The sequence below is a fragment of the Xanthomonas cassavae CFBP 4642 genome (assembly GCF_000454545.1).
GTDB lineage: Bacteria > Pseudomonadota > Gammaproteobacteria > Xanthomonadales > Xanthomonadaceae > Xanthomonas > Xanthomonas cassavae.
Genome location: NZ_CM002139.1, coordinates 3,367,011 through 3,390,243 on the forward strand (window position 1 = coordinate 3,367,011; position 23,233 = coordinate 3,390,243).

The 23,233-nt window shown below is 64.2% G+C and carries 20 protein-coding genes; 2 read left to right on the forward strand and 18 right to left on the reverse strand.

From position 1 onward, the window contains the following. Positions 1 to 483: 483 nt before the first annotated feature. From tkt to XCSCFBP4642_RS0115020, 11 genes are all read right to left on the reverse strand, one after another. Positions 484 to 2,484, reverse strand: a complete 2,001-nt coding sequence (gene tkt, locus XCSCFBP4642_RS0114970; protein ID WP_029220508.1) for a transketolase — start codon at positions 2,482 to 2,484, stop codon at positions 484 to 486. 217 nt (positions 2,485 to 2,701) lie between these two features. Beyond that, a complete protein-coding gene (locus XCSCFBP4642_RS0114975) occupies positions 2,702 to 3,982 on the reverse strand; it encodes a dicarboxylate/amino acid:cation symporter (RefSeq protein ID WP_029220509.1) in 1,281 nt (426 codons plus the stop codon). Between the two features lie 278 nt (positions 3,983 to 4,260). After that, positions 4,261 to 5,430: a hypothetical protein gene (locus XCSCFBP4642_RS0114980; protein ID WP_152527280.1), complete on the reverse strand. Its 1,170-nt coding sequence runs from the start codon at positions 5,428 to 5,430 to the stop codon at positions 4,261 to 4,263. Between the two features lie 186 nt (positions 5,431 to 5,616). Next, positions 5,617 to 6,006 (reverse strand): 4-carboxymuconolactone decarboxylase, encoded by a 390-nt coding sequence (gene pcaC / locus XCSCFBP4642_RS0114985; RefSeq protein ID WP_029220511.1) that lies wholly within the window; start codon positions 6,004 to 6,006, stop codon positions 5,617 to 5,619. Continuing rightward, positions 6,003 to 7,460, reverse strand: coding sequence for an NAD-dependent succinate-semialdehyde dehydrogenase (locus tag XCSCFBP4642_RS0114990; RefSeq protein ID WP_029220512.1), 1,458 nt, complete (start codon positions 7,458 to 7,460; stop codon positions 6,003 to 6,005). Before XCSCFBP4642_RS0114990 ends, pcaC begins: the two co-directional genes overlap by 4 nt. Before the next feature lie 56 nt (positions 7,461 to 7,516). Beyond that, on the reverse strand, positions 7,517 to 8,908 hold the full coding sequence (locus XCSCFBP4642_RS24945; RefSeq protein ID WP_033898418.1) for a purine-cytosine permease family protein: 1,392 nt from the start codon (positions 8,906 to 8,908) through the stop codon (positions 7,517 to 7,519). A gap of 169 nt (positions 8,909 to 9,077) precedes the next feature. Beyond that, positions 9,078 to 10,547, reverse strand: a complete 1,470-nt coding sequence (locus XCSCFBP4642_RS0115000; protein WP_029220513.1) for an aldehyde dehydrogenase — start codon at positions 10,545 to 10,547, stop codon at positions 9,078 to 9,080. Positions 10,548 to 10,549: 2 nt separating this feature from the next. Next, positions 10,550 to 11,590: an LLM class flavin-dependent oxidoreductase gene (locus XCSCFBP4642_RS0115005; RefSeq protein WP_029220514.1), complete on the reverse strand. Its 1,041-nt coding sequence runs from the start codon at positions 11,588 to 11,590 to the stop codon at positions 10,550 to 10,552. 1 nt (position 11,591) lies between these two features. Beyond that, entirely contained in the window at positions 11,592 to 12,509 is a 918-nt protein-coding gene (locus XCSCFBP4642_RS24950) for a flavin reductase family protein (protein ID WP_033898421.1), read from the reverse strand. A 41-nt stretch (positions 12,510 to 12,550) separates the two neighbouring features. After that, positions 12,551 to 13,345 (reverse strand): alpha/beta fold hydrolase, encoded by a 795-nt coding sequence (locus tag XCSCFBP4642_RS0115015; protein ID WP_029220515.1) that lies wholly within the window; start codon positions 13,343 to 13,345, stop codon positions 12,551 to 12,553. Further along, positions 13,317 to 13,916 (reverse strand): amino acid synthesis family protein, encoded by a 600-nt coding sequence (locus XCSCFBP4642_RS0115020; protein WP_029220516.1) that lies wholly within the window; start codon positions 13,914 to 13,916, stop codon positions 13,317 to 13,319. The genes XCSCFBP4642_RS0115015 and XCSCFBP4642_RS0115020 overlap by 29 nt, the downstream gene beginning before the upstream one ends. Before the next feature lie 259 nt (positions 13,917 to 14,175). Here XCSCFBP4642_RS0115020 and XCSCFBP4642_RS0115025 point away from each other — a divergent pair, with 259 nt between their 5' ends. After that, positions 14,176 to 14,847 (forward strand): GntR family transcriptional regulator, encoded by a 672-nt coding sequence (locus tag XCSCFBP4642_RS0115025; protein WP_029220517.1) that lies wholly within the window; start codon positions 14,176 to 14,178, stop codon positions 14,845 to 14,847. After that, on the forward strand, positions 14,847 to 15,161 hold the full coding sequence (locus tag XCSCFBP4642_RS0115030) for a DUF1330 domain-containing protein (RefSeq protein WP_029220518.1): 315 nt from the start codon (positions 14,847 to 14,849) through the stop codon (positions 15,159 to 15,161). Before XCSCFBP4642_RS0115025 ends, XCSCFBP4642_RS0115030 begins: the two co-directional genes overlap by 1 nt. 101 nt (positions 15,162 to 15,262) lie before the next feature. Here XCSCFBP4642_RS0115030 and XCSCFBP4642_RS0115035 read toward each other — a convergent pair whose 3' ends face one another. The 7 genes from XCSCFBP4642_RS0115035 to XCSCFBP4642_RS27240 all read right to left on the reverse strand — a co-directional run bounded on the left by XCSCFBP4642_RS0115035 (position 15,263) and on the right by XCSCFBP4642_RS27240 (position 23,216). Further along, a complete protein-coding gene (locus XCSCFBP4642_RS0115035) occupies positions 15,263 to 17,008 on the reverse strand; it encodes a BatD family protein (RefSeq protein WP_029220519.1) in 1,746 nt (581 codons plus the stop codon). Beyond that, complete coding sequence (locus XCSCFBP4642_RS0115040; RefSeq protein WP_029220520.1) at positions 17,005 to 18,822, reverse strand: tetratricopeptide repeat protein; 1,818 nt, start codon at positions 18,820 to 18,822, stop codon at positions 17,005 to 17,007. The genes XCSCFBP4642_RS0115035 and XCSCFBP4642_RS0115040 overlap by 4 nt, the downstream gene beginning before the upstream one ends. After that, positions 18,813 to 19,820 carry a vWA domain-containing protein gene (locus tag XCSCFBP4642_RS0115045; RefSeq protein ID WP_029220521.1) on the reverse strand — a complete coding sequence of 336 codons (1,008 nt, stop codon included), beginning with the start codon at positions 19,818 to 19,820 and terminating at the stop codon, positions 18,813 to 18,815. The genes XCSCFBP4642_RS0115040 and XCSCFBP4642_RS0115045 overlap by 10 nt, the downstream gene beginning before the upstream one ends. Next, positions 19,817 to 20,278, reverse strand: a complete 462-nt coding sequence (locus XCSCFBP4642_RS0115050) for a DUF4381 domain-containing protein (protein WP_029220522.1) — start codon at positions 20,276 to 20,278, stop codon at positions 19,817 to 19,819. Before XCSCFBP4642_RS0115050 ends, XCSCFBP4642_RS0115045 begins: the two co-directional genes overlap by 4 nt. A 2-nt stretch (positions 20,279 to 20,280) precedes the next feature. After that, a complete protein-coding gene (locus XCSCFBP4642_RS0115055; protein WP_029220523.1) occupies positions 20,281 to 21,243 on the reverse strand; it encodes a DUF58 domain-containing protein in 963 nt (320 codons plus the stop codon). 22 nt (positions 21,244 to 21,265) lie between these two features. Then, entirely contained in the window at positions 21,266 to 22,285 is a 1,020-nt protein-coding gene (locus XCSCFBP4642_RS0115060) for an AAA family ATPase (protein WP_029220524.1), read from the reverse strand. A 154-nt stretch (positions 22,286 to 22,439) separates the two neighbouring features. Further along, complete coding sequence (locus XCSCFBP4642_RS27240; RefSeq protein WP_228325647.1) at positions 22,440 to 23,216, reverse strand: hypothetical protein; 777 nt, start codon at positions 23,214 to 23,216, stop codon at positions 22,440 to 22,442. Between the last annotated feature and the right edge of the window lie 17 nt (positions 23,217 to 23,233).

A 23,233-nucleotide genomic window follows, 5' to 3' on the forward strand; every position in this document is an offset into this window, starting at 1 on the left:
TAACGAGATCCAACTAAGCGGACGCGACCGAGGTGTTGATCGCCGCCAGCGGCCCAGGTTGGGCAATCGCCTGGGGTGCGCTGGCGCATGTGGCAAGACACACGAGTGCATTCCGGGCTTGAAGACTCTCCTGAAAGCAACGGCGACATCACCGGCAAGTTACGACGACCCGCAAAAGGCCAGGCCCCCACTCCGGTCAAGATGAACTTTGCCGCCAGCACCTGCCTCCATGCCCTCCGCGCCGCCAGGCATGATCTACATTGCGGCGCCGCCCGTGCACCAGCACCACTTCAACGCGCCGCAGTACTGCGCGGGGCAGTGAAAGAATTGCTGCCGCTACCGCGCACCGGGATCATCGCCAGGACCACACCTCGCACCCGGTCCGTGACATCGCGCATGCCAAACGCACGATGCGGCATGCAACCACCATAAAAAAAACGCCAGCTTTCGCCAGCGTTTTTTGTCCAAAGCAACGCACCGCCGTTACAGCGCCTTTGCTGCTTCCACCACGTGTTCTGCAGTGATCTTGAAGTAGGCATACAGTTGATCGGCCGGTGCCGAGGCGCCGAAGGTGTCGATGCCGACCACATCGCCATCCAGGCCCACGTACTTGCGCCAGAAGCCGGTCACGCCCGCTTCCACCGCCACGCGCTTGCGCACGGCGTTCGGCAGCACCGACTCACGGTACGCGGCGTCCTGGCGATCGAACACATCGGTCGACGGCATCGAAACAACGCGAGTCTTCAGCCCAGCCGCATCCAGGGTCGGCTTGGCTTCCACTGCCAGCCCGACTTCCGAGCCGGTGGCGATCAGGATCACGTCCGGCGTACCGCCTTCGGCATCGGCCAACACGTAGCCACCGCGTTCGATCAACTTGATCTGCTCGACGCTGCGCGGCTGATGCTGCAGGTTCTGGCGGCTGAAGATCAGGCAGCTCGGGCCGTCCTTGCGGGTAATGGCCGCCTTCCAGCTCACTGCCGATTCCACCGCATCGCCCGGGCGCCACACATCGTTGTTGGGGATGTAGCGCAGCGAGGCCAGGTGTTCCACCGGCTGATGGGTCGGGCCGTCTTCGCCCAGGCCGATCGAGTCATGCGTGTACACGTGGATGGCATGCGCCGGGTTCAGCGCGCTCATGCGCACGCCATTGCGTGCGTAGTCGCTGAACACCAGGAAGGTGGCGTCGAACGGAATGAAGCCGCCATGCAGCGCGAGACCATTGGCAATGGCGGTCATGCCGAACTCGCGCACGCCGTAATACACGTAGTTGGCGTCCGGGTCGTCGGTGGCCACCGACTTGCTGGCCTTCCACAAGGTCAGGTTGGAATGCGCCAGATCCGCCGAGCCGCCGATCAGTTCCGGCAGCAGCGGCGCGAACGCTTCGATCGCCAGCTGCGAAGCCTTGCGCGAGGCGATGGTCTGGCCATCTTCCTGCGCCTTGGCGATGTAGGCATCGGCCTGGGCGATGAAGTCGGCCGGCAGCTCGCCGTGCGAGCGGCGGGTCAGCTCATCGGCCTCGCTGGCGTACTGCCTGGCGTACTTGTCGAACAGCTGTTCCCACTCGGCCTGGCGCAGCGTGCCGGTGCCGCCTGCGCGCCAGCCGGCGTAGATCTCTTCGGGAATCTCGAACGGGCCGTACGGCCATTCCAGTGCCTTGCGCGCGCCTTCCAGCTCGTTCTTGCCCAGCGGTGCGCCGTGCGAGGATTCCTTGCCGGCCTTGGTCGGCGCACCGAAACCGATCTTGGTGCGGCAGCAGATCAGGGTGGGCTTGTCGCTGTTGTCCAGCGCCGCCTCGATGGCGGCCTTGATCTTCTCGGCGTTGTGCCCATCCACGTCACGGACCACGTGCCAACCATAGGCTTCGAAACGCGCCGGGGTGTCGTCGCTGAACCAGCCGGCCGTATTGCCGTCGATGGAGATCTGGTTGTTGTCCCAGAACGCGACCAGCTTGCCCAGGCCCCAGGTGCCGGCCAGCGATGCGGCTTCGTGCGAGATGCCTTCCATCAGGCAGCCGTCGCCCATGAACACCCAGGTGCGGTGATCGACGATTTCCAGCTCCGGGCGGTTGTAGCGCTGCGCCAGCAACTTCTCTGCCAGCGCGAAACCGACGGCGTTGGCGAAACCCTGGCCGAGCGGGCCGGTGGTGGTCTCCACGCCGGGGGTCTCACTGCGCTCCGGGTGGCCGGCGGTCTTGCTGTGCAGCTGGCGGAACTGCTTGAGCTGTTCGATCGGCAGGTCGTAGCCGGACAGGTGCAGCAACGCGTACTGCAGCATCGACCCATGCCCGTTGGACAGCACGAAACGGTCGCGGTTGAACCACTGCGGGTTATTCGGGTTGTGCCGGTAGAAGTCGTTCCACAGCACTTCGGCGATATCGGCCATGCCCATGGGCATGCCGGGGTGGCCGGACTTGGCGGCTTCGACCGCATCTGCGGCAAGAAAACGGATGGCGTTGGCCAGCTGGCGGCGGGTGGGCTGGGTCATGGGCGTCTATGGAAGCGGAGGGGAACACCGCTGGAAGCGGAGGCCCCTATTCTCCCACACAGCGCGTTAGGGGAATCGGGCATGGAGAGTCGGATGCAGTATTGCCAATTGGTCATGCAATCACACGCGCGCCTAATCACCTTAGCCATACGTGAAGCTCACCGTCACACCCCGGGCCCGCACCAGCCCGCTTTACCCATTCCCCACTCCCGATTCCCTATTCCTCGCCCTTGGCCACCAAGGTCGTCAGCGCCAGATCCCCGGTCACGTTCAACGCCGTGCGGCACATGTCCAGGAAGTGGTTGACGCCCAGGATCATGCCGATGCCGACCGGGTTGACCCCCACCATCGCGCAGATCAGCGCCACCACCGGCAGCGAGCCGGACGGCACGCCGGCGGTGCCGATCCCACCCAGGATGCAGACCAGCATCACCATGAATTGCTGGCCGAGGCTCAAGTCCACGTTGAAGAACTGCGCCAGGAAGATCACCGTCACGCCTTCGAACAGTGCGGTGCCGTTCTGGTTGGCGGTGGCGCCCACCGTCAGCACGAAGCGCGACACCCGCGGCGGCAGGCCCATCTCGTCGGCCACGCGCAGGGCGGTGGGCAGGGTCGCGTTGCTGGACGCAGTGGAGAACGCCATCAACGTGGCTTCCTGCGTCTGCTTGAAGAACCCCAGCGGCGAGCGCCCGGCGAACTTCACCGCCAGCCCGTAGCTCACCACCATGTGCAGCCCCAACGCCAGCACGACCACGCCCACGTAGGCGCCCAGGCGGATCACCAGATCGAAGCCGAACAACGCGGCCAGGTTGAACATGAAGCAGGCCACCGCATACGGCGCTAATCGGATCACCAGGCCGATCAGGGTCATCGAGATTTCGAAGATGCCCTCGATGGCGCGCTTGAGCGTGGCCACCTTTTCCTCGGCGGTCAGCACCATGCCCACGCCGAACATCACCGCAAAGAACATCAGCGACAGGATCGCGCCATTGCTGGACGCGGCGGCAATCACGTTGCTGGGCACGATCGACAGCAGCATGTCCATGCCCTGCGGCTGGGTGCCGGAGCTGGAGATGATCTCGCGGGTGCGTTCGGCGTTTTCCTGGATCAGCTGATTGGCCAGCTGCGGGTCCACGCCCGCACCGGGCTTGAGCACATTGACCAGCACCAGACCGAGCAGCACTGCAATGCCGGACAGCACGACGGTGTAGCCCAGGGTGCGCCAGCCCACGCGGCCCAGCGCGCGGATGTCGCCCATGTCGGAGATGCCCATCACCAGTGCCGAAAACAGCAGCGGCACGATCAGCATGAAGATCAGATTGAGGAAGATCTGCGAGAACGGCGTAGTCACGTATTTGGTCGCCAGGCGCACCCCGTCGGCATCGCTGCCGGCCAGATAGTAGACGGCCAGACCCAGTACCAGGCCCACGGCAAAGCCAATACCCATCTTCCAATGCAGGGGCAGGCCCGGGCGGCGTGCGGCTGGGGATGCAGTCATCTGGTCGGCCTTAGGGTGAACACAAAGACCGGAGCTTAACAAATGCCATCGGTGCGACCACGCGTGGGCCTGGATGACGACACAGACCAGCAGCTACCGTGCTGCCTGGTTGGTTCGACCTGGCGTAGACCGCCACGCGAGCCATAGCGTCGGCCTCTGATCGCAGGCAGTCATCTGCTAGCCTGGATGGCGCGCAGGATTGCAGCAGACCAATGGTCGATGCCGATTCCGGACACCGGCCACGCCTGCCTGGCGGCGCGGCAGGGGTGTTGGCCGTTCTAGAAGTGATAGCCAATGACCGAGAAAATGGATGTCTTGATCTGTCCGTCGCCGCCTTGCGCTGCACCGCCGAGGTATTGGCCGGCACCGACGAAGGGATCGTTGCGCCCAATCAGCAGCTCGGTGGAAATCTGCAACGCAGCGCGCTTCCAGGCGACTCCCAGCGTCAAGCGCTCGCTGTCCTGGAATGCGGCCCGGTCTTTGAAGAAGCGTGAATAGCTGGCGTACGTGTTGAATGATTCGCTCCCCAGGGTGACCGGCATGCCAACTTCCGCAAACACCACGGTACCGCGGGTTGCGATGTTGTACGACGCATCGAAGCCACCGACGGTGACAACGTCAGGGTTCCGCACTCCCGCCAGATTGATTTGCTGGCGTGCCGCAAGCAACTTCGCTGTCCAGGAAGCGGCCACCAGCTTGAGACTGGCCGCATACGCCAAACGCTCACCATCGCGATGACCGACGAGTCCGCTTTCGTCCACCAGCCGGGAGTGCAGGCCGGACACTGAGGCAGTGAGTTTCGCATCGCGATAGCTGGCTACATCCCAATCGTAGGTGGCGGCCAGCAGATCGCGTTCGGAGGTACTCGTCCCATCGGGTACGTAACCGTCGGCCTGCACGAACGTGGTGGAGTAGCGGGCACCATCGCGGCTGAGACCCTTGCCGTCCGGCGTTGAGATCGGGTAGTAGCCGGTGGACAGGCGATATCCTGGCCCGTCGTGCTTGTAGGTGATGCCCGGGGCATACACTTCTTCAAGACCGATCACGAATCCAATGCTACCCAACACCTGCGCACCCCAGTACTGATCGTCCAGTACCACCGGCTGCAGGCCTACCGCGATGCGATCGCCATTGGCAAGCCGGCGCCCGGCATACGCCTGCAGTGGGAAACCCACCTCGCCTGGATAGTTGCGATATCCGGAGGCGGTTGGATACAGAAAGCTTCCGCCATAGAAGCGGTACTGCGCTGACGCAAAATAATCGCGGCCGTCGAAGTCGGCTTTCAGGATGAAGGTGTCGAACGAAAGATGATCGGAGGTCCGCCGTTGGCCGCCACCGCCGACATCGTTGAAACGCACGTCCCAACGTGCGCGCAACACCGCACCGGCCGTCCAGCCGGCCGGCGCCACGGTCGCTGGAGTCGCATGTTCCACTGTCTGCGCTTGCACGCGGGCAGAACACACCAAAGCCAGTGCCAAGGCATTCGCGTACAGGCGTAATGGCAGGCGGGAGGGCAAAGCAAAACGATGAGCAATGGCCATGTTGAGATCCCCGGACATGTGCGCAGACGGAAGGCAACCGCAGCCCTTCCGCCCTTCACGGCGGCAAGGCCACTGCATGACGGAATGCCGCGTTTACGCCGGGTCAGCCGTATCGAACTCGGCGATCGCTTCCCGGGCGATGCGGAAGCTATCCACGGCCGCCGGCACGCCGCAGTAGACCGCCACCTGCAGCAGCGCTTCACGGATTTTTTCGCGGGGGACACCATTGCGCAGCGCGCCTTGCACGTGGATCTTCAGCTCGTGCGGCCGGTTCAAGGCGGAAATCATCGCCAGGTTGATCAGACTCCGCTCGGAGCGGGCCAGATCGCTGCGCGCCCACACCGTGCCCCAGCAATATTCCGTGACCAATTCCTGCAGCGGCTGGCTGAAGGCATCGGCCTGTGCCAACGCGCGATCCACATAAGCATCGCCAAGCACTTCACGTCGAATCTGCAGGCCTTTCTCAAATCGTGCGTCGCTCATGGTGTCATGCCTCCGAAGATGGTGTACTTGATGTCCAGGAAGTCTTCGATACCGTACTTTGATCCTTCGCGGCCCAGGCCGGACTGCTTGATGCCGCCGAACGGCGCGACCTCGTTGGAGATGGCGGCACGGTTGATGCCAACCATGCCGTAGTCCAGTTGCTCACTCATGCGCCAGGCCCGGGCCAGATCGCGGGTATAGCAGTAGGCGGCCAAACCTGAATCGGTATCGTTGGCCAGTGCCACGGCCTCGCTTTCAGTGTGGAAGCGGAAGACCGCCGCCAGCGGCCCGAAGGTTTCATCACGGGCTACCTGCATGTCCGAGACCGCGTCGGCAATCAGGGTCGGCGCGTAGAAACATTCACCGGCCGGCAAGATGTGCCCGCCCGCAAGTAGCCGCCCGCCCTTGGCCAGCGCGTCATCCACATGCGACTGCACCTTGGCCACTGCTGCCGGATTGATCAGTGGGCCCACGTCGGTGTCGGCATCCTCACCGGAGCCAACCTTGAGCATGGTGATGCGCGCCTTGAGCGCGCTTAAAAAGACGTCGTAGACGGCATCCTGCACCAGGAAGCGATTCACGCAGACGCAGGTCTGGCCAGCATTGCGAAACTTGGCCAGCATGGCGCCATCTACGGCAGCCGGGATGTCCGCATCGTCGAACACGATGAAGGGCGCATTGCCACCCAACTCCAGCGAAACCTTCTTGATGGTCTTCGCGGCCTTGCCATACAACAGACGCCCAATGGGAGTGGAGCCGGTGAAGGTGAACTTGCGCACCTCGGTGCTTTCAAAGAACGCTTCGCCGATGGCTTGCGCGTTGCCGGTCACCACGCTGAGCATCGCCGGCGGCACTCCCGCCTGCAGGGCCAGGTCGGCCAGCGCCAGCGCGGTGTACGGTGTTTCAGCCGCAGGCTTGACGATGCAGGGGCACCCAGCCGCGAGTGCCGGAGCCAGCTTGCGGGTAATCATCGCGGCGGGGAAATTCCACGGCGTGACCGCTGCGACTACGCCGATGGGCTGCTTGGTCACCATGATGCGTGCGTCGCCATGCGGACTGGGAATGATGTCGCCGTAGACGCGTTTGGCTTCTTCGGCAAACCATTCCACGAAACTGGCCGCATACACGACCTCGGCACGCGCCTCGGCACGCGGCTTGCCCTGTTCCAGTGTGAGAATAGCCGCTAGTTCGTCGGCATGATCGATCATCAGCTGTAACCAACGCTTGAGGATGTCCGAACGCTCCTGCGCCGTGCGGCTGCGCCATTGCGGCCACTGCGCTTGCGCCAGTGCAATGGCACGCCGGGTCTCCTCACCAGCCATGCGCGGTACCGTGCCGATGACGCATTGGGTGGCGGGGTTGAAAATGTCGTCGGTCTGGCCATCGTCGGCGGCGCACCATGTACCGGCGATCAGGGCCTTCTGGTGGAACAGGGCGAACGATTGAACGTCCATTGCGACCTCGTAGAATGGGCAAAGCCACAGCGTGCGTGACAGTGCGCGTGCAGCGCTCAGTTGACAGGAATGTTGGCGTGGCGTGGACTGCGCACCACGAGCAGCGCATAGCAGATCGCGCTGACGATCAGGCCGACGATCCAGGAAACGTCCACCCCACCGAACAGGCTGGCCCACGGTCCCTGGAAGAAGGTGTTGCTGATGAAAGGAACCTGCACCAGCGTACCGATGACATAGGCCGTCATCGCCTTGCCGTTGAACAGGCCGTAACGACCGCCGTCACGCGCAAAGATCGAGGCGATGTCGTACTGGCCACGGTTGACCACGTAGAAGTCCAGCAAGTTGATCGACACCCACGGGGCGAGGATGAACAGCAGCGCGAACACGGCGTTGATGAAGATCTCGATGAAGTTGGACGATGCCCACAACGCACCCATCGTGGACACGGCCAGCAGCACGCACGACAGCGTGATCCGCGCCAGACTCCCCGGCGTCCACATGGGCGAGAAGGTCTGCAGTGAAGTCACGCAGGACAGCACCGCGCCATACAGGTTCATTGCGTTGTGGCCGATGATGTTGACCAGGAACAGGATCATCAGCGCGTAGCCGAACCCGCCGGTATGGATGCGCACGGCCTCCATGGCGTCGGTCTGACCACCGCCGCTGACCGCCAACATGCCGAAGGCGAAGGCCAGGATGGGGCCAAGCGATGCGCCAAGATAGGTGTAGATGAAGGGCTTGAACACGCCCACACTGCGCGGCAATGCGCGCGAATAATCCGAGGTGTAGGGAGAGAAACTGATCTGCCACACGCAGCCGATGCCGAACATGGAAAACCAGCCGGCTGGCGTGAAGCCGCCTTGACTCAGCGTATCGGCACTGAGGTTGGGCACCATGATGGCCAGGCCGATGAGCAGCGCCCCGCCCATGAACCAGATGCCGATCCGGTTGAAGCTGTGAATGAAGGTGTAGCCAATGATACCGATGACGGTCGCCAGGGCCGCTCCTAGCACGGTCGCCAACGGCACGGGTATGGCGGGGATCACCGTGTGCAGCGTCTTGCCGGACAGGATGATGTTGGAGATGAAGTAGCCCAGGTAGATGAGCGTGGTGAAGCCCACCACCAGCAACGAACCGAAGCGACCGAACTGTGCGCGGCTCTGGATCATCTGCGGAATGCCAGCCAGCGGCCCTTGTGCCGATGCCAGCGCCAGGACGATGGCACCGAACAGGTGCCCGGCCACGATGGCGGTGATCGCGCTGACCACGTCCAACTTGAAGGTCAGGATGGACATCGCTCCGGTGATTACCGCCAACGGCGCGATGCTGGTACAGAACCAGAGGGTGAACAGGTCACGTGGATTCCCGTGGCGCTGCTGGTCCGGGATATAGCCGATGGAGTGACCCTCGATGGCGAAAACGCCGTCTTGCTTGTCTGCGATGCTCATGTTCGTTGATCCTTGGGCAGGATCGACCACGCCACCCGCAGGCACTCTGCGCGGATGTGGACCGATTCAGTCATCAGTTTGGGAGCACTGCAACGCCCATCGAGGGGGAGGCGGGCAGTGCCGGCGGGTAACGCGTTGGAATGTCGCCAATGCGGAAGAGCACAGCGCCCTAGCGCATCACGAAGGGGTCATCCATGGGCGTCTCGGAAGTGCGTAGCCACACCGTCTTGGTGGTGGTGTATTCCAGGGCTGCCGCCGCGCCCCCCTCCCGGCCGTGACCGGAGAGCCCGAAGCCGCCGAATGGGGCCAGCGGAGAGATCGCGCGGTACGTATTGATCCAGACCACGCCGGCTTGGATCGAACGGCTCAGGCGGTGGGCGCGGCTCAGCTCGCGGGTGAAGATGCCAGCGGCCAATCCGAACGAGGTGCCGTTGGCCTTGGACACTGCTTCCTCCTCGCTGCTGAAGACATCGATCGACAGCACGGGGCCGAACAGCTCGGTGGTGATGCTGTCTGCCTGTGGGGTGTGGCTACAATCAACAATGGTGGGCGGGAAGTAATGGCCCGGACGTTCGAGGCGGGTGCCACCGCATAGCAGCCTGGCCCCCTGCTGCAGGGAGGAGGCAAGCACCTGTTCGATGTGCTGCAACTGGCGCGCAGTGCATAGCGGGCCGAACTCGGTGTCGGCGTCGCTGGGGGCGCCGATGGTGATCGCCGCCACTTTCTCCAGCAGTTTGGCCAGGAAGGCGTTCTTGATGTCGGCATGGACGAGCAGCCGGGAACCGGCCACGCAGCTCTGCCCGCTGGCCGCGAAAATCGCCGCCAACTGCGCGTTCACCGCACTTTCCAGATCGGCATCCTCGAACACCACGAACGGCGACTTGCCACCCAGCTCCAGCGAAACACGGGCCAGGTTGTTCTGGCTGTTGCCCACGACATGCCGTGCCGTTGCCGGGCCGCCGGTAAAAGCGATCTGGGCCACCTTGGGATGCGCGCTGAGTACCGCGCCGCATTCCGGACCGAAGCCGGTGATCACATTCACCACGCCCGGTGGAAAACCGGCGGCATGCAGCAACCGCGCGAAGGCCAGTAGCGGGGCCGGCGCGTCTTCCGAGGCTTTCAGCACCACCGTGCAGCCGGCGGCCAGTGCCGGACCCAGCTTCACTGCCGAAAGGAACAGCTGGCTGTTCCATGGCACGATGGCAGCCACCACGCCGATCGGCACGCGATTCAGCCAGACCTGCATGTCCGGCTTGTCCACTGGCACGACGCTGCCTTCGATCTTGTCGGCGATGCCGGCGTAGTAGCGGTAGTACTCGGCGATGTAGGCAATCTGGCCGCGGGTTTCGCGGATGATTTTGCCGGTGTCGCGAGTTTCGATCGCGGCCAGCTCCGATGCCTCCTTCTCCAGCAGGTCTGCCAGCCGGTACAGCAGCTTGCCGCGCTGGGAGGCGGTCAGGCCGGCCCAGGCTGGCGCATGCAGGGCGCGGTCGGCGGCCTCGACGGCACGCTCCACCTGCTCCCGACGCGCCTCGGGCATACTGGCCCAAGGTTCGCCCGTGGCCGGGTCCACACTGTCGAACGTGGCCGCCCCGGCCTCGAAGCGACCATCGATGTAGAGTTCGAATGGACGGGTCATGGTCAATCCTGGAAGGCAGGCATCACGTCATGGATCATTCGCAACAGCGAGGCTTTCTTGCGTTCAAAGCTCATGCCGGTGTCGATCCAGAACGCGTATTCGTCAAAGCCCATCGCCTCATACGCCTTGAGGCGAGCAATCACCTCGGCAGGCTCGCCGATGACGTTGTTGCGACGCATGGCCTGGGCCGAGTACATCGGATGGGCGGCGATCTCTTCCTCGCTCAGCGGAGCGATCAAGCCCTGGCTGATCTCGCGCTTGTTCATGAACCACGCGCCGAAGTAGTTGTAGAACACGTTGATCTCATCGGCGGCCAGTTGTGCATCGGCCTCTGAGTCCGCCACGTAAGTGTGGCGCAGCAGCATGATCTTCGGGCGCGGCACCTCAGCGAATTTGGCACAGGCCGCATTGAAGTGGCCGATCAGCTTTTCCACTTCCTCGTCACCGAAGTGGAGCGGAGTGACCTGCACATTACAGCCGTTTTGAACGGCGAATTCATGACTGTTGGGGTCGCGCGCGGCTACCCAGATCGGCGGATGTGGCTGTTGCACGGGTAACGGAGCCGAGGTCGTCCTGGGAAACTGCCAGAACTCGCCGTCGTGGGTGTAATCGCCCTTCCACAGCCCCTTGATGGCGGGAATCAGCTCGCGCAAGCGCTGGCCGGCAGCCCAGGCGTCCATTCCCGGCATCAGACGCTCGTACTCGAACGAGTACGCGCCGCGCGCAATGCCCAGATCCAGCCGGCCATTGGAAATGATGTCGGTCATGGCCGCTTCGCCGGCCAGTTTGATCGGATGCCAGAACGGGGCCACCACAGTGCCTGTGCCCAGACGTACGTTCTTGGTCTTGTTGGAAAGATCGGCGAGGTTGAGCAGTGGGTTCGGGGCGATGGTGAAGTTCATGCCGTGGTGCTCGCCGGTCCAGATGGCATGCATGCCACCCTCGTCAGCGATCGTGCACAACGTAATCATCTCGTCGTACAGCTGCTGCTGGGCTTGCTGGTCCGAAACCCGCTCCATATGGATGAACAAGGAAAACCGCATCTCAACTCTCCTTTCCAATCAGTTCTTTGACCACCCCGTGGGTATGGTCGCCGTAGTAGGTGCCGCAGGTTTTCAGCTCGCGTTCCCGGCAATAGCGTTGCAGCATGCTTTTGATCGCTGCATCTGGAATGTCCAGCCCCGGAACGTCCTTGAGTTCGACGTAGATGCCGTCGGTGGCGCTTGCGTGAGGGGTACTGCACAAGAACGCCACGAACTGTTGCTGCGTCCGGGTATCGGTGTAGACCGAGTAGACGAAGTTGGCCGAGGCCCCGCGCTGGTAGCGGGCAAAGATGCGCTCCAGCGCCGCATCGGCTCCTTCGTTGCCGGTTGCGACGGTCGGCAACGTGTAGCCCCCCGACGGCGCGGCCACCAGCAACACGCGATTTTCGTGCGCGACGATTGCGCTGATCAGCATCTTGGCGTCGGCGATGACTTCGCTGGCGATCTTGGCCGGGGTGAAATAGCCGCCGCGGTAGTAACCCAGCCCTGGCAGGCCAGCGGCATGGAAATCTTCCACCAGACCAATCAGGATGGCGTGGTCGCCAGCCTCCACCACCTTGTGCATGGTGCAATCGAACCAGGCGCTGACATCCTTGAGCACTGGGTTGCCGCGGGCGCTGCTGGACCAGGCAACCGAAGCGAAGCGGTCCGGGTGACGGCGCGCAAACGTGTTTGACGCCTCGGTCTGCGCCTCGGCCAGGATGTTCACCGCAAAGCGCTGCGCGCCGTTGAAGTTGTCGAAGTTGCCTGACGTGCGGGCGATGCTGACCAGCAACAGTGGCGGATCCAACGAGACCGAACTGAACGAATTGGCGGTAAAGCCGATCGGCTCCCCGTCGGCGGTCACTGTCGTCACGATGGTGACGCCAGTCATGAACGAACCGAAGGCATCCCTCAGTTCTTTTGGATTGATGACCATATGTTCCCTCCAACCGATGGCTCAAGTGGTGTATCCGGTGGTCAGCGCGTCGTGGTCTCCAGCCATTCGGCCATTGCAGCGTTGACTTTGGTCGGTGCGGTCAGATTGACCATGTGGCGTTCTTCGGGAATGACCACGGCCTTGGCATTGCGCGCCAGCCGGGCCATCGTTTCGGCCATGGCGGGTGTGGAATTGCCATCGTCGGCGCCGGTCAGCACCAAGGCAGGGCAGGTCACTTCATTCCAGCGGTTTGCGTAGCTGGCATCGCCACGCGCGAATGCCCGGTAAGCGGCGGCATACCCTTGCATGTCCACGTTTTCCAGCCAGCTGCGCACATCCTCGACCAGCGAAGCGTCGGTGGATTCTTCGCAGAACCAGCGTTGCAACGGGGTATCGACGTCCAGGCGGCCACTGACAAGCTCGTTGGAGCGAGCGATCACCGCCGCACGGGCCGCCTCGGTCCGTAGGTGGACACCGTTGATGACTGCCAGGCGCTTGACCAGATCTGGTCGCTCGATCGCCACGCCTGCGGCGATCAGCGCACCCATCGAATGTCCGGCCAGATTCACCGGGCCCAGGTCCAGTGCGCTGATGAACGCCGACATCCAGGACACGTAGTCGGTCAGTGCCGGTTCGCCAGGCATCAGGCTGCTTTGGCCATGGCCGGGCATGTCCACCGCGACGACCCGGAACGTGCCGGCAAAGCGGGCGATCTGCGGCCCCCATGCGGCGGCCTGCATGCCCACGCCGTGGATCAGGACCAGGGGCTCCCCTCTCCCCTGCTCCAGATAATGGACCTGCCGGCCGTCAGACAGCGGCAGGATTCGAGAGGTCATGGCCAAGCTCTTTGAGATCCTGATAACGGTCGCCGATGCGATGGTGCGGACGGCCGGTGGTTGCTGCACCCAGCACGATCACCAGTTCGTCGGCGGCCGGCGCATCGGAAATCGCAAACTGCACCGTGAGGTAGTGCGAACGGCGACCTTCATCGTTCTTGTCCATCATCGGCAACACGATCGGGCTGTTGGCCGGGCCGCGCGTGTTGGTGAAGGCCAGGTAGGACTTTGCCTTGACCGCGTTGCGATAGATGTTGCCGAAATGCAGCGTGTGGATGAGCGCCGAGGCATGTTCCAGTTCACCGCTCAAGCCGACCACCGCGCTCTTGCCGAAGGCCTCCACCGCATCGCCGGAGCCGAGCTCGCCCAGGATCAGGTCCGTGAGGTGGTGACTCAGCTGCGGCCCCAGCGCCCTGATCTCCGGCGAAAGATCTTCCACGTAGCCGCGGCCCGCCCACGGATTCTGGATCACCGCTGCGGCGGCAATCAGCGTGAGCGGCTTGGCTGCCACGCGACCACCGTCGACGTGGACGGTTTCGATATGGAGAACGGTTTTTCGTATCAGGCTCATAGAGGACTTCCCGGTGTACAGAGCAGCGACATCTTTTGGAGTACCGTATGTTGGTATACCAACGGCAAGGACGGTAGCATGCCCGGAAAACGGCTTGCAAGACCATTATTCGTATTCATTTTCGATCTGCTGCGTACGGAATAGACAGGGTCTTCCAGGCCTGCTATTCAGCATTCGTGTTTGAATAGCGAAGACGCTGGAATGCGACGAGATCGGCCCGACATGCGCGACGGCCAGCTGAGGGGAAGCGCCAACCATCATGAATCTGAGAATCGACCACACCCCGGTGACACTTCGGGAGAAATGCCAGGAGAAATTGCGCAACGCGATCATCACGGGCTATTTCCCGTCGGGTGCACGGCTGGTTGAACGCACCTTGTGCGAACAGCTGGGTGTCAGCCGTTCCGTGGTGCGGGAGGTGATCCGCTACCTGCAGGCCGAAGGGCTGGTCGAGGTACGTCCTCAAAAAGGCCCGATCGTCGCAGTGCTCAACTGGAATGTGGCCAACCAGGTCTACCGGATTCGCATGGTGATGGAGCAGGCGGCCGTAGCCGACTGCGTGCGAAACCTCACCGATGAATCGGCCAGTGAGATCATGCAGGCGTGTGAACGGCTCCGGCTGTCGTACGATTCACCCAAAATCGCAAACGTGCTCGAAGCGTCGTCTGCCTTGTACGAAACCATCTTTCGGGTAGGCAACAACCCTATCGCATGGGAGATTGTCCAGCGCCTCAATGGCCGTATCAGTCGCCTGCGTGCGATGACGATGACCCACAAGGCACGAGAGAAAACCGGATTCGAGCGAATTCGCGCGATCTGCGAGGCAATTTGTGTACAGCGCGATGACGCCGCTGCGCGCGACCGGGTGGCCGAACACATCAGGGAAGCCCAAGCCATCGCATACACCCTTCTTGAGGGAGAACCACGCTGATGGCCGCCTACTGGATTGCCCACGTCACCATTCTGGATCCGCACAACTACCAGAACTACATGAGTTTGGCGCCGGCCGCCTTTGCCCAGTACGGAGCCAAATTCCTGGCGCGCGGCGGACCATCGGTCACGCTGGAGGGTCAGGAGTCACAGCGGCACGTCGTCATCGAGTTCGAAGATTTCACCACGGCGCAAGCGTGTTACCACTCCGAGGCGTATCAACAAGCAAAAGCGCGACGAGACGGATGTTGTATTGCACACATCGTCATCGTCGATGGTGTCGCGTCACTCGAAACGCCTATTCCCCCTCAATAACTGCCAGGATCGGCACCCCGTCATTGCGCGCGTCCCTCAAGACCTCGTGCCTGCGCAAGATCCAGAAAGCTGGACGGCGATGGCAATCGTCCAGCCGCCGATCAGGGCGCTGGCGGATACAACGGCGCCAACACGTCCGGCTCTGCCGCGCTGGCATTGCGCCAACGCGGCCCCTTGGAGAACGCCTCGCGCAACGCAGCGCGGGCGCCGGCCACATCGCCGTCGCCGCCCCAGCGCGCACGTTGCATCCGCGCTACGGCTGCGCGCTGGGCGGGATCGGCCAGGGCGGCCAGCACGCTGTCGATATCAGCCACACCGGCCATGCCGCAGAGCACGGTTGCCACCTCGTCCATCCCGTCGGCATCCAGCGCGCGGCGTAACTCGGCTACGCCGTGCGTGGCGCGCCGGCCCGGCATGACGATCTCTGCGCCGTGGGTGCCGGACGCCGTGCGCGATGCGCCACGTCGGCGCAGCAGCACCCATGCCAGCGTGAGCACCCACAGCAGCGCGAAGCCTGCCGCTGCGGCGATCCACCCCCAGGGCCGCCCCTGCGGCGGCGGCTGCACCGTCAGTGCGCCGGTGGCCGCTGCAGGTGCAGGGCCAGCGGCGGCCGGACCCGTAGCCGGCTCAGGTGCAGGCGCCGGCACCGCGAACGCACCGCTGCCCGCCGCGACGTCCAGCGTCAGGTCCGGCACGGTTGCCGTCTTTGCAGCAGCCGCACCCACATCCCACCACGCCACCTGCAGGCCGGGCACGACCAGCGGGCCGGCGCGGTTGGGCACGATCGAATAGCGCCGGGTCAGTCGCAACTGCGGCGAGCCGTCCACAAACCGTTCTTCGTATTGCGGCGGTTCGGCGAACACCTGCGCATCCGGCACGCTCGGCGTGGGCAGCTCGGGGAACTGCGCCTGAGTGGCGCCACGTGCACTGGCTTCCACCACAAACTGCGCGGCCTCGCCGGCAGTGGCGCGCTGCGGGGTGGCTGTATACCGCAACTGCAGGCTGCGCAGCGGCAACCACGGTTGCGGTGCGTTGGCCGGCTGCGCCCGCACCTGCAACGGAATGCTGGCGCTGCGCGCGCTCAGCTCGCCAGTGCCGCGGCCGAAGTAATCGTCGAAGAAACCGCCCACGGAGCGGCCGGTGAAGCGCGCCGACGGCAGCAGCAGACGCCCGCTGCGCTCGGGCACCAGCAGATAGCGCCGCTCCACCACGTTGTAGTGACGCCCGTTGACCAGCTTGACCGAACTGACGTCATCGCCAACGCGTTGCAACGACGCACCATCGGGCGCTTCCAGATCCAGCTCGCCGGAGGCCAGCTGGTTGGCGAAATACAGGCGCACCACCACGCCCACGCTTTGCTGCACGAAGGGCTGCGGGTCGTCTACCTGGGTCTGGACGAAGGCCTCTTCGTTGCCCTGCGCCGCACTGGGCCCGTTCGCGGCACCGGCGCCGCTGTCTGCGGCATCGTTTGCCGAGCCCACCACCTGCAGCCGCAGCGGCTCGGTGCGCTCACCGCCGACGCGAATCGCCGGCACGATCACCTCACCGCTCTTGCGCGGCGTCAGCACCACGCCGAACAACGCGCGGACCGTCACCCCGCCGTTGGCCACCTGCATCTGCTGGTTGGCGCTCTTGGCACCCAGTGCGAAGTCGTTGCGCAACGGCGAGTAGTCCGGATCGACACCGCGCTGATCGGTTTCGATGTTCAACGTCACCGCATCACCGCTATTGACGCTGTCGCGGTCCAGCCAGGCGCGCGTCACCGCACCCGCCGGTGCGCAGAACACCAGCGCGGCGCTGCTCAGCATGCCGATCGCCACGCGGCGCAAGTGGTATGTGCCGATCATCGTCCGTCCCGTTGCCTGCGTTCGTATTCCAGCCTGAATTTGGTCCGCAGCAGGCTGCCCGGATCGTCCGGTACCCGCCGCAACCATGCATCCACCGCCTGGCGCTGTTCGCGTTGTTCCGGCGTTTCGTCCGCCACTGCCGCTTCCGCCTTGCCCTTGGCATCGGCGCCCTTGTCGCCGGCCTGCGCCATGGCCTGCTGCATCTTGCGGCGCTGCGCTTCGTCGGCCTGTTGTTGCGCCTTGGCGTCGGCCGACTGCGGTGGTGCGTCCTGCTTGTTCGGCTCGCCCTTGCCATCGCTGGACTGCGGGGCCTGCGTCTTTCCATCCTGCGACTCAGGCGTGGCAGATGATGGATCCTTGCCCTCCTGCTTGCCTTGCCCGTCCTGCGGCTGCTGTCCGTTCTGGCCCGCGCCCTGAGTGTTCTGCTGGTTCCGGCCAGCCTTGTCCTGCCCGGAGCGATTCTGATCCTTGGACTTGCCCTGCCCGTCCTTGTTGCCCTGCTGCCGCTTGCGCGCCGCATCGACCGCAGCGCGATTGGCGATGGCATCGGCCTGGTTCGGATGCTGCTTGAGCGCGCGATCGTAGGCTGCAATCGCCTCGTCGTAGCGGCCCTGCCGCGCCAGTGCATTACCGAGATTGTAGAAACCTTCGTCGGTCGGCACGCGTTCGAAGGCTTTTTGCGCAGCGGCGAAATCACCGCGCCGGTAGGCCTGCACGCCAGCATCCAGGCGTTGCTGCTGTACCTGGTCGGCGCGTTGCCACAGCGTGCCATCGGCTGCCCGTGCGGGCTGGGCCAGCGGCAGGACGCACACCAGCGCCAGCAATGCCACCACCGCACGCCGACGGAATGCCAGCAATGCCAGCACCATCACCGGCAGTACCAGCCAATAGCCTTCGTCCAGCCAGGTCTTGCCGCCGTTGGCGTCGGCGGCCTCTTCGGCCAACGACTGTTGCGCGGGATCAAGCACGCCCAGCGCCTGCAGATCCGCGTCATCGGGCGTGATACGCGCATAGCGCCCGCCCCCCTGACCGGCCAGATCGCGCAGGGCGGGTTCGTCCAGCCGTGCCTGCGCGATCTCGCCACTTGCAGTGCGATAGGCAGCGCCGCGCGTACTGCCCACGCCCAGGGCCGACACGCGGAAGCCTCGCGCACGCGCCGTGCGCGCCGCACTTTCTGCCGAGCCGTCCGCGCTATCGCTCAGCAGCAGGATCTCGCCCTGCTTGAAACCAGCCTGTTGCAGCAGGCGAGTCGCCGCATCGATGGCGCGGTCGGCGCGTTTGCCATCCACCGGCATCACCGATGGCGAGAGCGCGTCCAGAAACAGGGCCACATTGCTGGCGTCTTCGGTCAACGGGGCGACGGTAAAGCTTTCGCCGGCATACACCAGCAGCGCAACGTCGCCGCCGACGCGCTTGCGCAGCAGCGTGGCCAGCTTCGCGCGCGCCTGCAGCAGGCGCGATGGCGGCAGATCGGTTGCATTGCTGCTGGAGGACAGATCCAGCACCACCACCAGGGGCATGCTCGAGTGAAAGGTCGGGCGCTCGGTCTGCCGCCAGCTGGGCCCGCCCATCGCCACCACCGCAAGCGTGTAGGTCACGGCGGCCAGCACGAAGCCCAGCCACCCGCGTCGGCCACCGGCGACCAGCAAACCCGGCAATAGATGCGCGTCCACGCTCTGCCGCCAGGCGTTGGCGCTGCGGCGGCGCAGTTGCCACAGCACCGCCGCCGGCACGATCGCCAGCAGCGCCCACAGCCAGTCCGGACGCAAGAGATGCAACGCGGCGAGCAGCCCGGTCAGCCCAGTCACTGCCATCTCCGCGGCAACACGAACGCCAGCAACGCCACCATCAAGGCCGCACCCAGTGGCCAGTAGTACCGCTCCACGCGCGGTTGCACCGACGGGCCCAGCGCCTTCACCGGCTCCAGGCGATCGAGCTCGGCGTAGATGCCGGCCAGCTCTGCGGTATCGCGTGCGCGGAAGAAGCGCCCGCCAGTCTGCTCGGCGATCTTGCGCAGCCCCTCCTCATCGATATCGTCGTTGCCGCTGGCCGGGATCGGCACCCCGAACAACGAATAGCCGCCGCTGCCGCCAAAGGCGATCGTGTGCACGCGCACCCCTTCGGCCTTGGCGAGTTCGGCTGCCTTCAGGGGATTCAATACGCCGGCAGTGTTGACACCATCGGTAAGCAGCACCACCACGCGCTGGCCCCGATCCTGTTCGCGCAGCCGCTTGACCGACAGTGCAATGGCATCGCCGATGGCGGTCTCGCGCCCGGCCAGCCCCACCACGCTGTCGGCCAGTTGATCGCGCACGGACGTCAGGTCCGCGGTCAGCGGGGTGAGCGCATAGGCGCGCTGTCCGAACACCAGCAGGCCGACCCGATCACCGTCGCGGCGATCCAGGAAATCCGACAACACCGCCTTGGCCGCGGTCAGGCGGTCCACCACATTGCCGCCCAGCACCATGTCCGGTTCGCTCATGCTGCCGGACAGGTCCACCGCCAGCATCATCTGGCGCGCCTCACGCGGCGGCTGGATGACCTCGCCCAATTGCTGCGGGCGCGCCAGTGCCGCGCATAGCAGGAACCAGCCCAGCCAGGCCAGCCAGCGCGGCATCCGTAGCGCGGGCACACGCTGCGCCTGCGCGACCGCGTGCAGTTGATCGGCATACGGCACGCGCAATGCCGCCGCATCGGCGGCGCGGCGCGGCCAGAACCACATCAGCAGCGGCAGCGGCATCAGCCACCACGCCCATGGCCATGCGCAATGCGCCAACGCGTCCTGCCATTGCGACCATTGCAACCAGCTCATCGCCGGCCCCGCATCAGCGCCAGGAACCGCTGCCGCGCCAGCGCCTGTACGGCATCGATATCCGCCACTGCCGGGGTGCGCTGAAATCCACCTTCGAGCACCGCGCGCCCTGGCCCCTGCGAGAACGCTTGCGCCTTGCTCTTGCGGCCGTCCAGGAACTGCAGCCATGCCTCGCCCTGCAGGCGGTCGGCGGTCGCATCCACCGTGCGTGCCGCACGTCGCAACAACGCCGACAGCGTTGCCAGGCGCTGCGCCGGCGTCGCCGCGCGTTGCAGCTCGGTATCGAACGCCGCCAACCAGCGGCGTTGCTGGCGGCGACGGCGCCACCACCAGAACCATGCACCGGCCACCACCAGCGCGACACCCGCGACGACCAACCACCAGCCCGGCGCCAGCGGCCACCAGCCCGGCGACGGCGGCAGGTGCACATCGCGCAACGGGAGCGCTTGCGGTGCCATCGTCATGCGTCCCGCACGGGTGCGCCGCCACCGAGCCAGGCATCGCTGGCATCGTCGGTGGACAGGCGATGCAGGCGCACGCCGCGTGCCTGCAGCATCGCGGCCAGGTGTTCCAGTGGCGCCACGAATTCGGCCTGCCAGCGCGCGCGCGCGGACTGGCTGGCCAGGTCCACCGCAACGCGTTCGCCGCGCACATCGAAACTCAGCGCGCGCGCCGGTGGCGACAGCTCCAGCGGATCGACCGGCACGATCACCACCACCTCGTGATGCAGCGCCAGGCCGGACCACCGGGTCGCGGAAATCGCGCTGGCACTGCGCGCATCGGCCAGTACGGTCAGCCGTGCACCGGGACGCAGCAGGCGAGCGGCATGGTCCAGCGCGACCTCCAGCCCGGCATCGCCGGACGGTGGCTGGGCGTACCAGCGCGCCAGGGCATCCAGCACCGGCAACACGCCACGCTGCCCCGACCGCGGCGCGATCAGCGCTTCGCTGGAGGTACCGCGCAAGGCGGCGATGCGGTCGCCCTGTCGCTGTGCCAGCCACGCCGCCACTGCTCCGGCGCGCGCTGCCTGTACCGACTTGTAGCGCACCCGCGTACCGAAGAAGAGCGCAGGCGAGGTGTCGGCCACGATCAGGCTCAAGCGCTCGCGCTCGGCCTGGAACAACTTGGTATGCGCGCGCCCGGTGCGGGCGGTGACACGCCAGTCGATATGCCGTGCGTCATCGCCGGCCACATAGTCACGCGACTCGGCGTACTCCATTCCGCGCCCACGGGTGGCGGCCGGCACCGGACCCACCAGGCCATGCCGGCCGCGTCCGGGTTGCCCGCGATGCAGCGCGGTGCCCCGCAATGCGATCAGCTCCGCAAGACTCGGGCGCAGGCCGTCGCCGGCAACGGACGAGGCGGGATGTACGGGGGGCGGAGACGGCATCGAAGACATCGGAGTCGGGCGGGAGGACGGCATACCTCGGCAACGCGCTAGCCGATCAGGGCAGCGGGATCTTTTCCAGCAAGGCGGCCACCAGACGCTCGCCATCCCAGCCTTCGGCAGTCGCCTCGTAACTGGGCAACACGCGATGGCGCAGCACATCCGGAGCGATGGCGCGGATATCGTCAGGCGTGACGTAGTCGCGCCCGGCCAGCCATGCGCGCGCGCGCGCGCAGCGCTCCAGCGCGATCGAGCCACGCGGACTGGCGCCCCACGCGATCCGCCGCCCCAATGCAGGGTCGTAGCGCTGCGCATCGCGCGAGGCGAGCACGATCTCGATCAGATACCGTTCCAGTTGCGGCGCCAGATGCACATCCAGCACCACACGGCGCGCGGCGAAGACATCCTCCAACGGAATCTTGTCGGGCACGGTCTCGTGCTTTTCTAGCGTATCGCGGGCCGCCTCACGGGCCAGGCGCAGGATCTCCGCTTCGGCATCGGCCTGCGGATAACCAATGCGCACATGCATCAGGAAGCGATCCAGTTGCGCCTCGGGCAACGGGAACGTACCTTCCTGCTCGATCGGGTTCTGCGTCGCCATCACCAGGAACAGCTGCGGCAACGCATAGGTGTGCCGGCCGACCGTGACTTGGCGCTCACCCATGGCCTCCAGCAACGCAGACTGCACCTTGGCGGGGGCGCGGTTGATTTCGTCGGCCAGCAGAATCGGGTGGAAGATCGGCCCGGGCATGAACTCGAAGCGGCTATCCTGCGGCCGCCAGATCTCGGTGCCGGTCAGATCGGCCGGCAGCAGATCCGGGGTGAACTGCACCCGCGCGAAGTCCGCTTCCAGCCGCGAGGCCAGCGCACGAATCGCCGTGGTCTTGGCCAACCCGGGCGCGCCCTCGACCAGCAGATGGCCGTCAGCCAGCAAGGCGATCAGCAATCGCTCGACCAGCGCCGACTGGCCGACGATACGCTGCGCCAGCGACTCGCGCAGGGAGGTGAATTGACGATGCAGCCGGTCCTCGGCGGGCGCGGCAACGGCTTCGGTGGGGAGCAGTGGCGGTGCGTTCATAGGTCCAGTGTGACCGTTCCGAACGTGTTTGGTTCATTCGCCGGCGGCTGGCGTTCAGTCCGAGATGCAAAATCTCAAATGCAATACGTCTGAGATGAATTTCATGCTTCACGTACAAAAGACCGAGGCCAACATAGGCCTCGGTCGCAAAAAGTTAGTTGCGAGTAAGGATCAATGCCTGTGGAAAATTGCTTCCGCAAGAATTCGTGCTTACCGAACCACTACTACGCCATCCTGCTGGAATTGGAGAAATTGGGCAAACAGCGATTCCCTGAGTGGGGAGTTGAATGTAACGCTGACCAAAAGTACACGTCTGCCCATTGTTATCATAGGCTTGCGTTACTACATATCCGTCAGGAATAGATGAATCGGCACAAACTAACATACCATTGCGAGCGATTTCGAAACGGCGTTGCCCATAAGTATTTCCGCACACGGAAGATTGGCCGTTCCATGTAAAGACATAACCCGGGGGCACAGGGCTATTACCGCACGCCAATATGCCGTTAGTTGCTTGCCTTATGTAGTACTGCCCAGCCAGGCACCCCCGGGGAGTTGAATCTATATTAGTAATGACATAGCCGCTGGGGATAGGCGATCCAGCACATATTTGAAGATTTTCGCGAGCTTTGCCGATCCGCAACCTTACCTCGCCACAGGCGGTTGTGTTGTTATCACCAAAAGGGACCACGACATACGGAGATGGCACGGGAGAGCTTCTACATACAAGTTGGCTTTCATACGGCAACTCAATCTGCCAACCTTGCCCGCTATTACAAGCAGGCCGATTAGTCAAAGCCGTCTTTACGTATCCGGCAGGTATAGCGTCATTACTGCAAACAACAGTTTGTGCAAAAACGCCAAATGTAGAAAATGCACTTAAAACTATTACTGCAACTAAATAATTTTTTACACTAAAGAATGTTTTCACAAAAAAACACCTCTTTT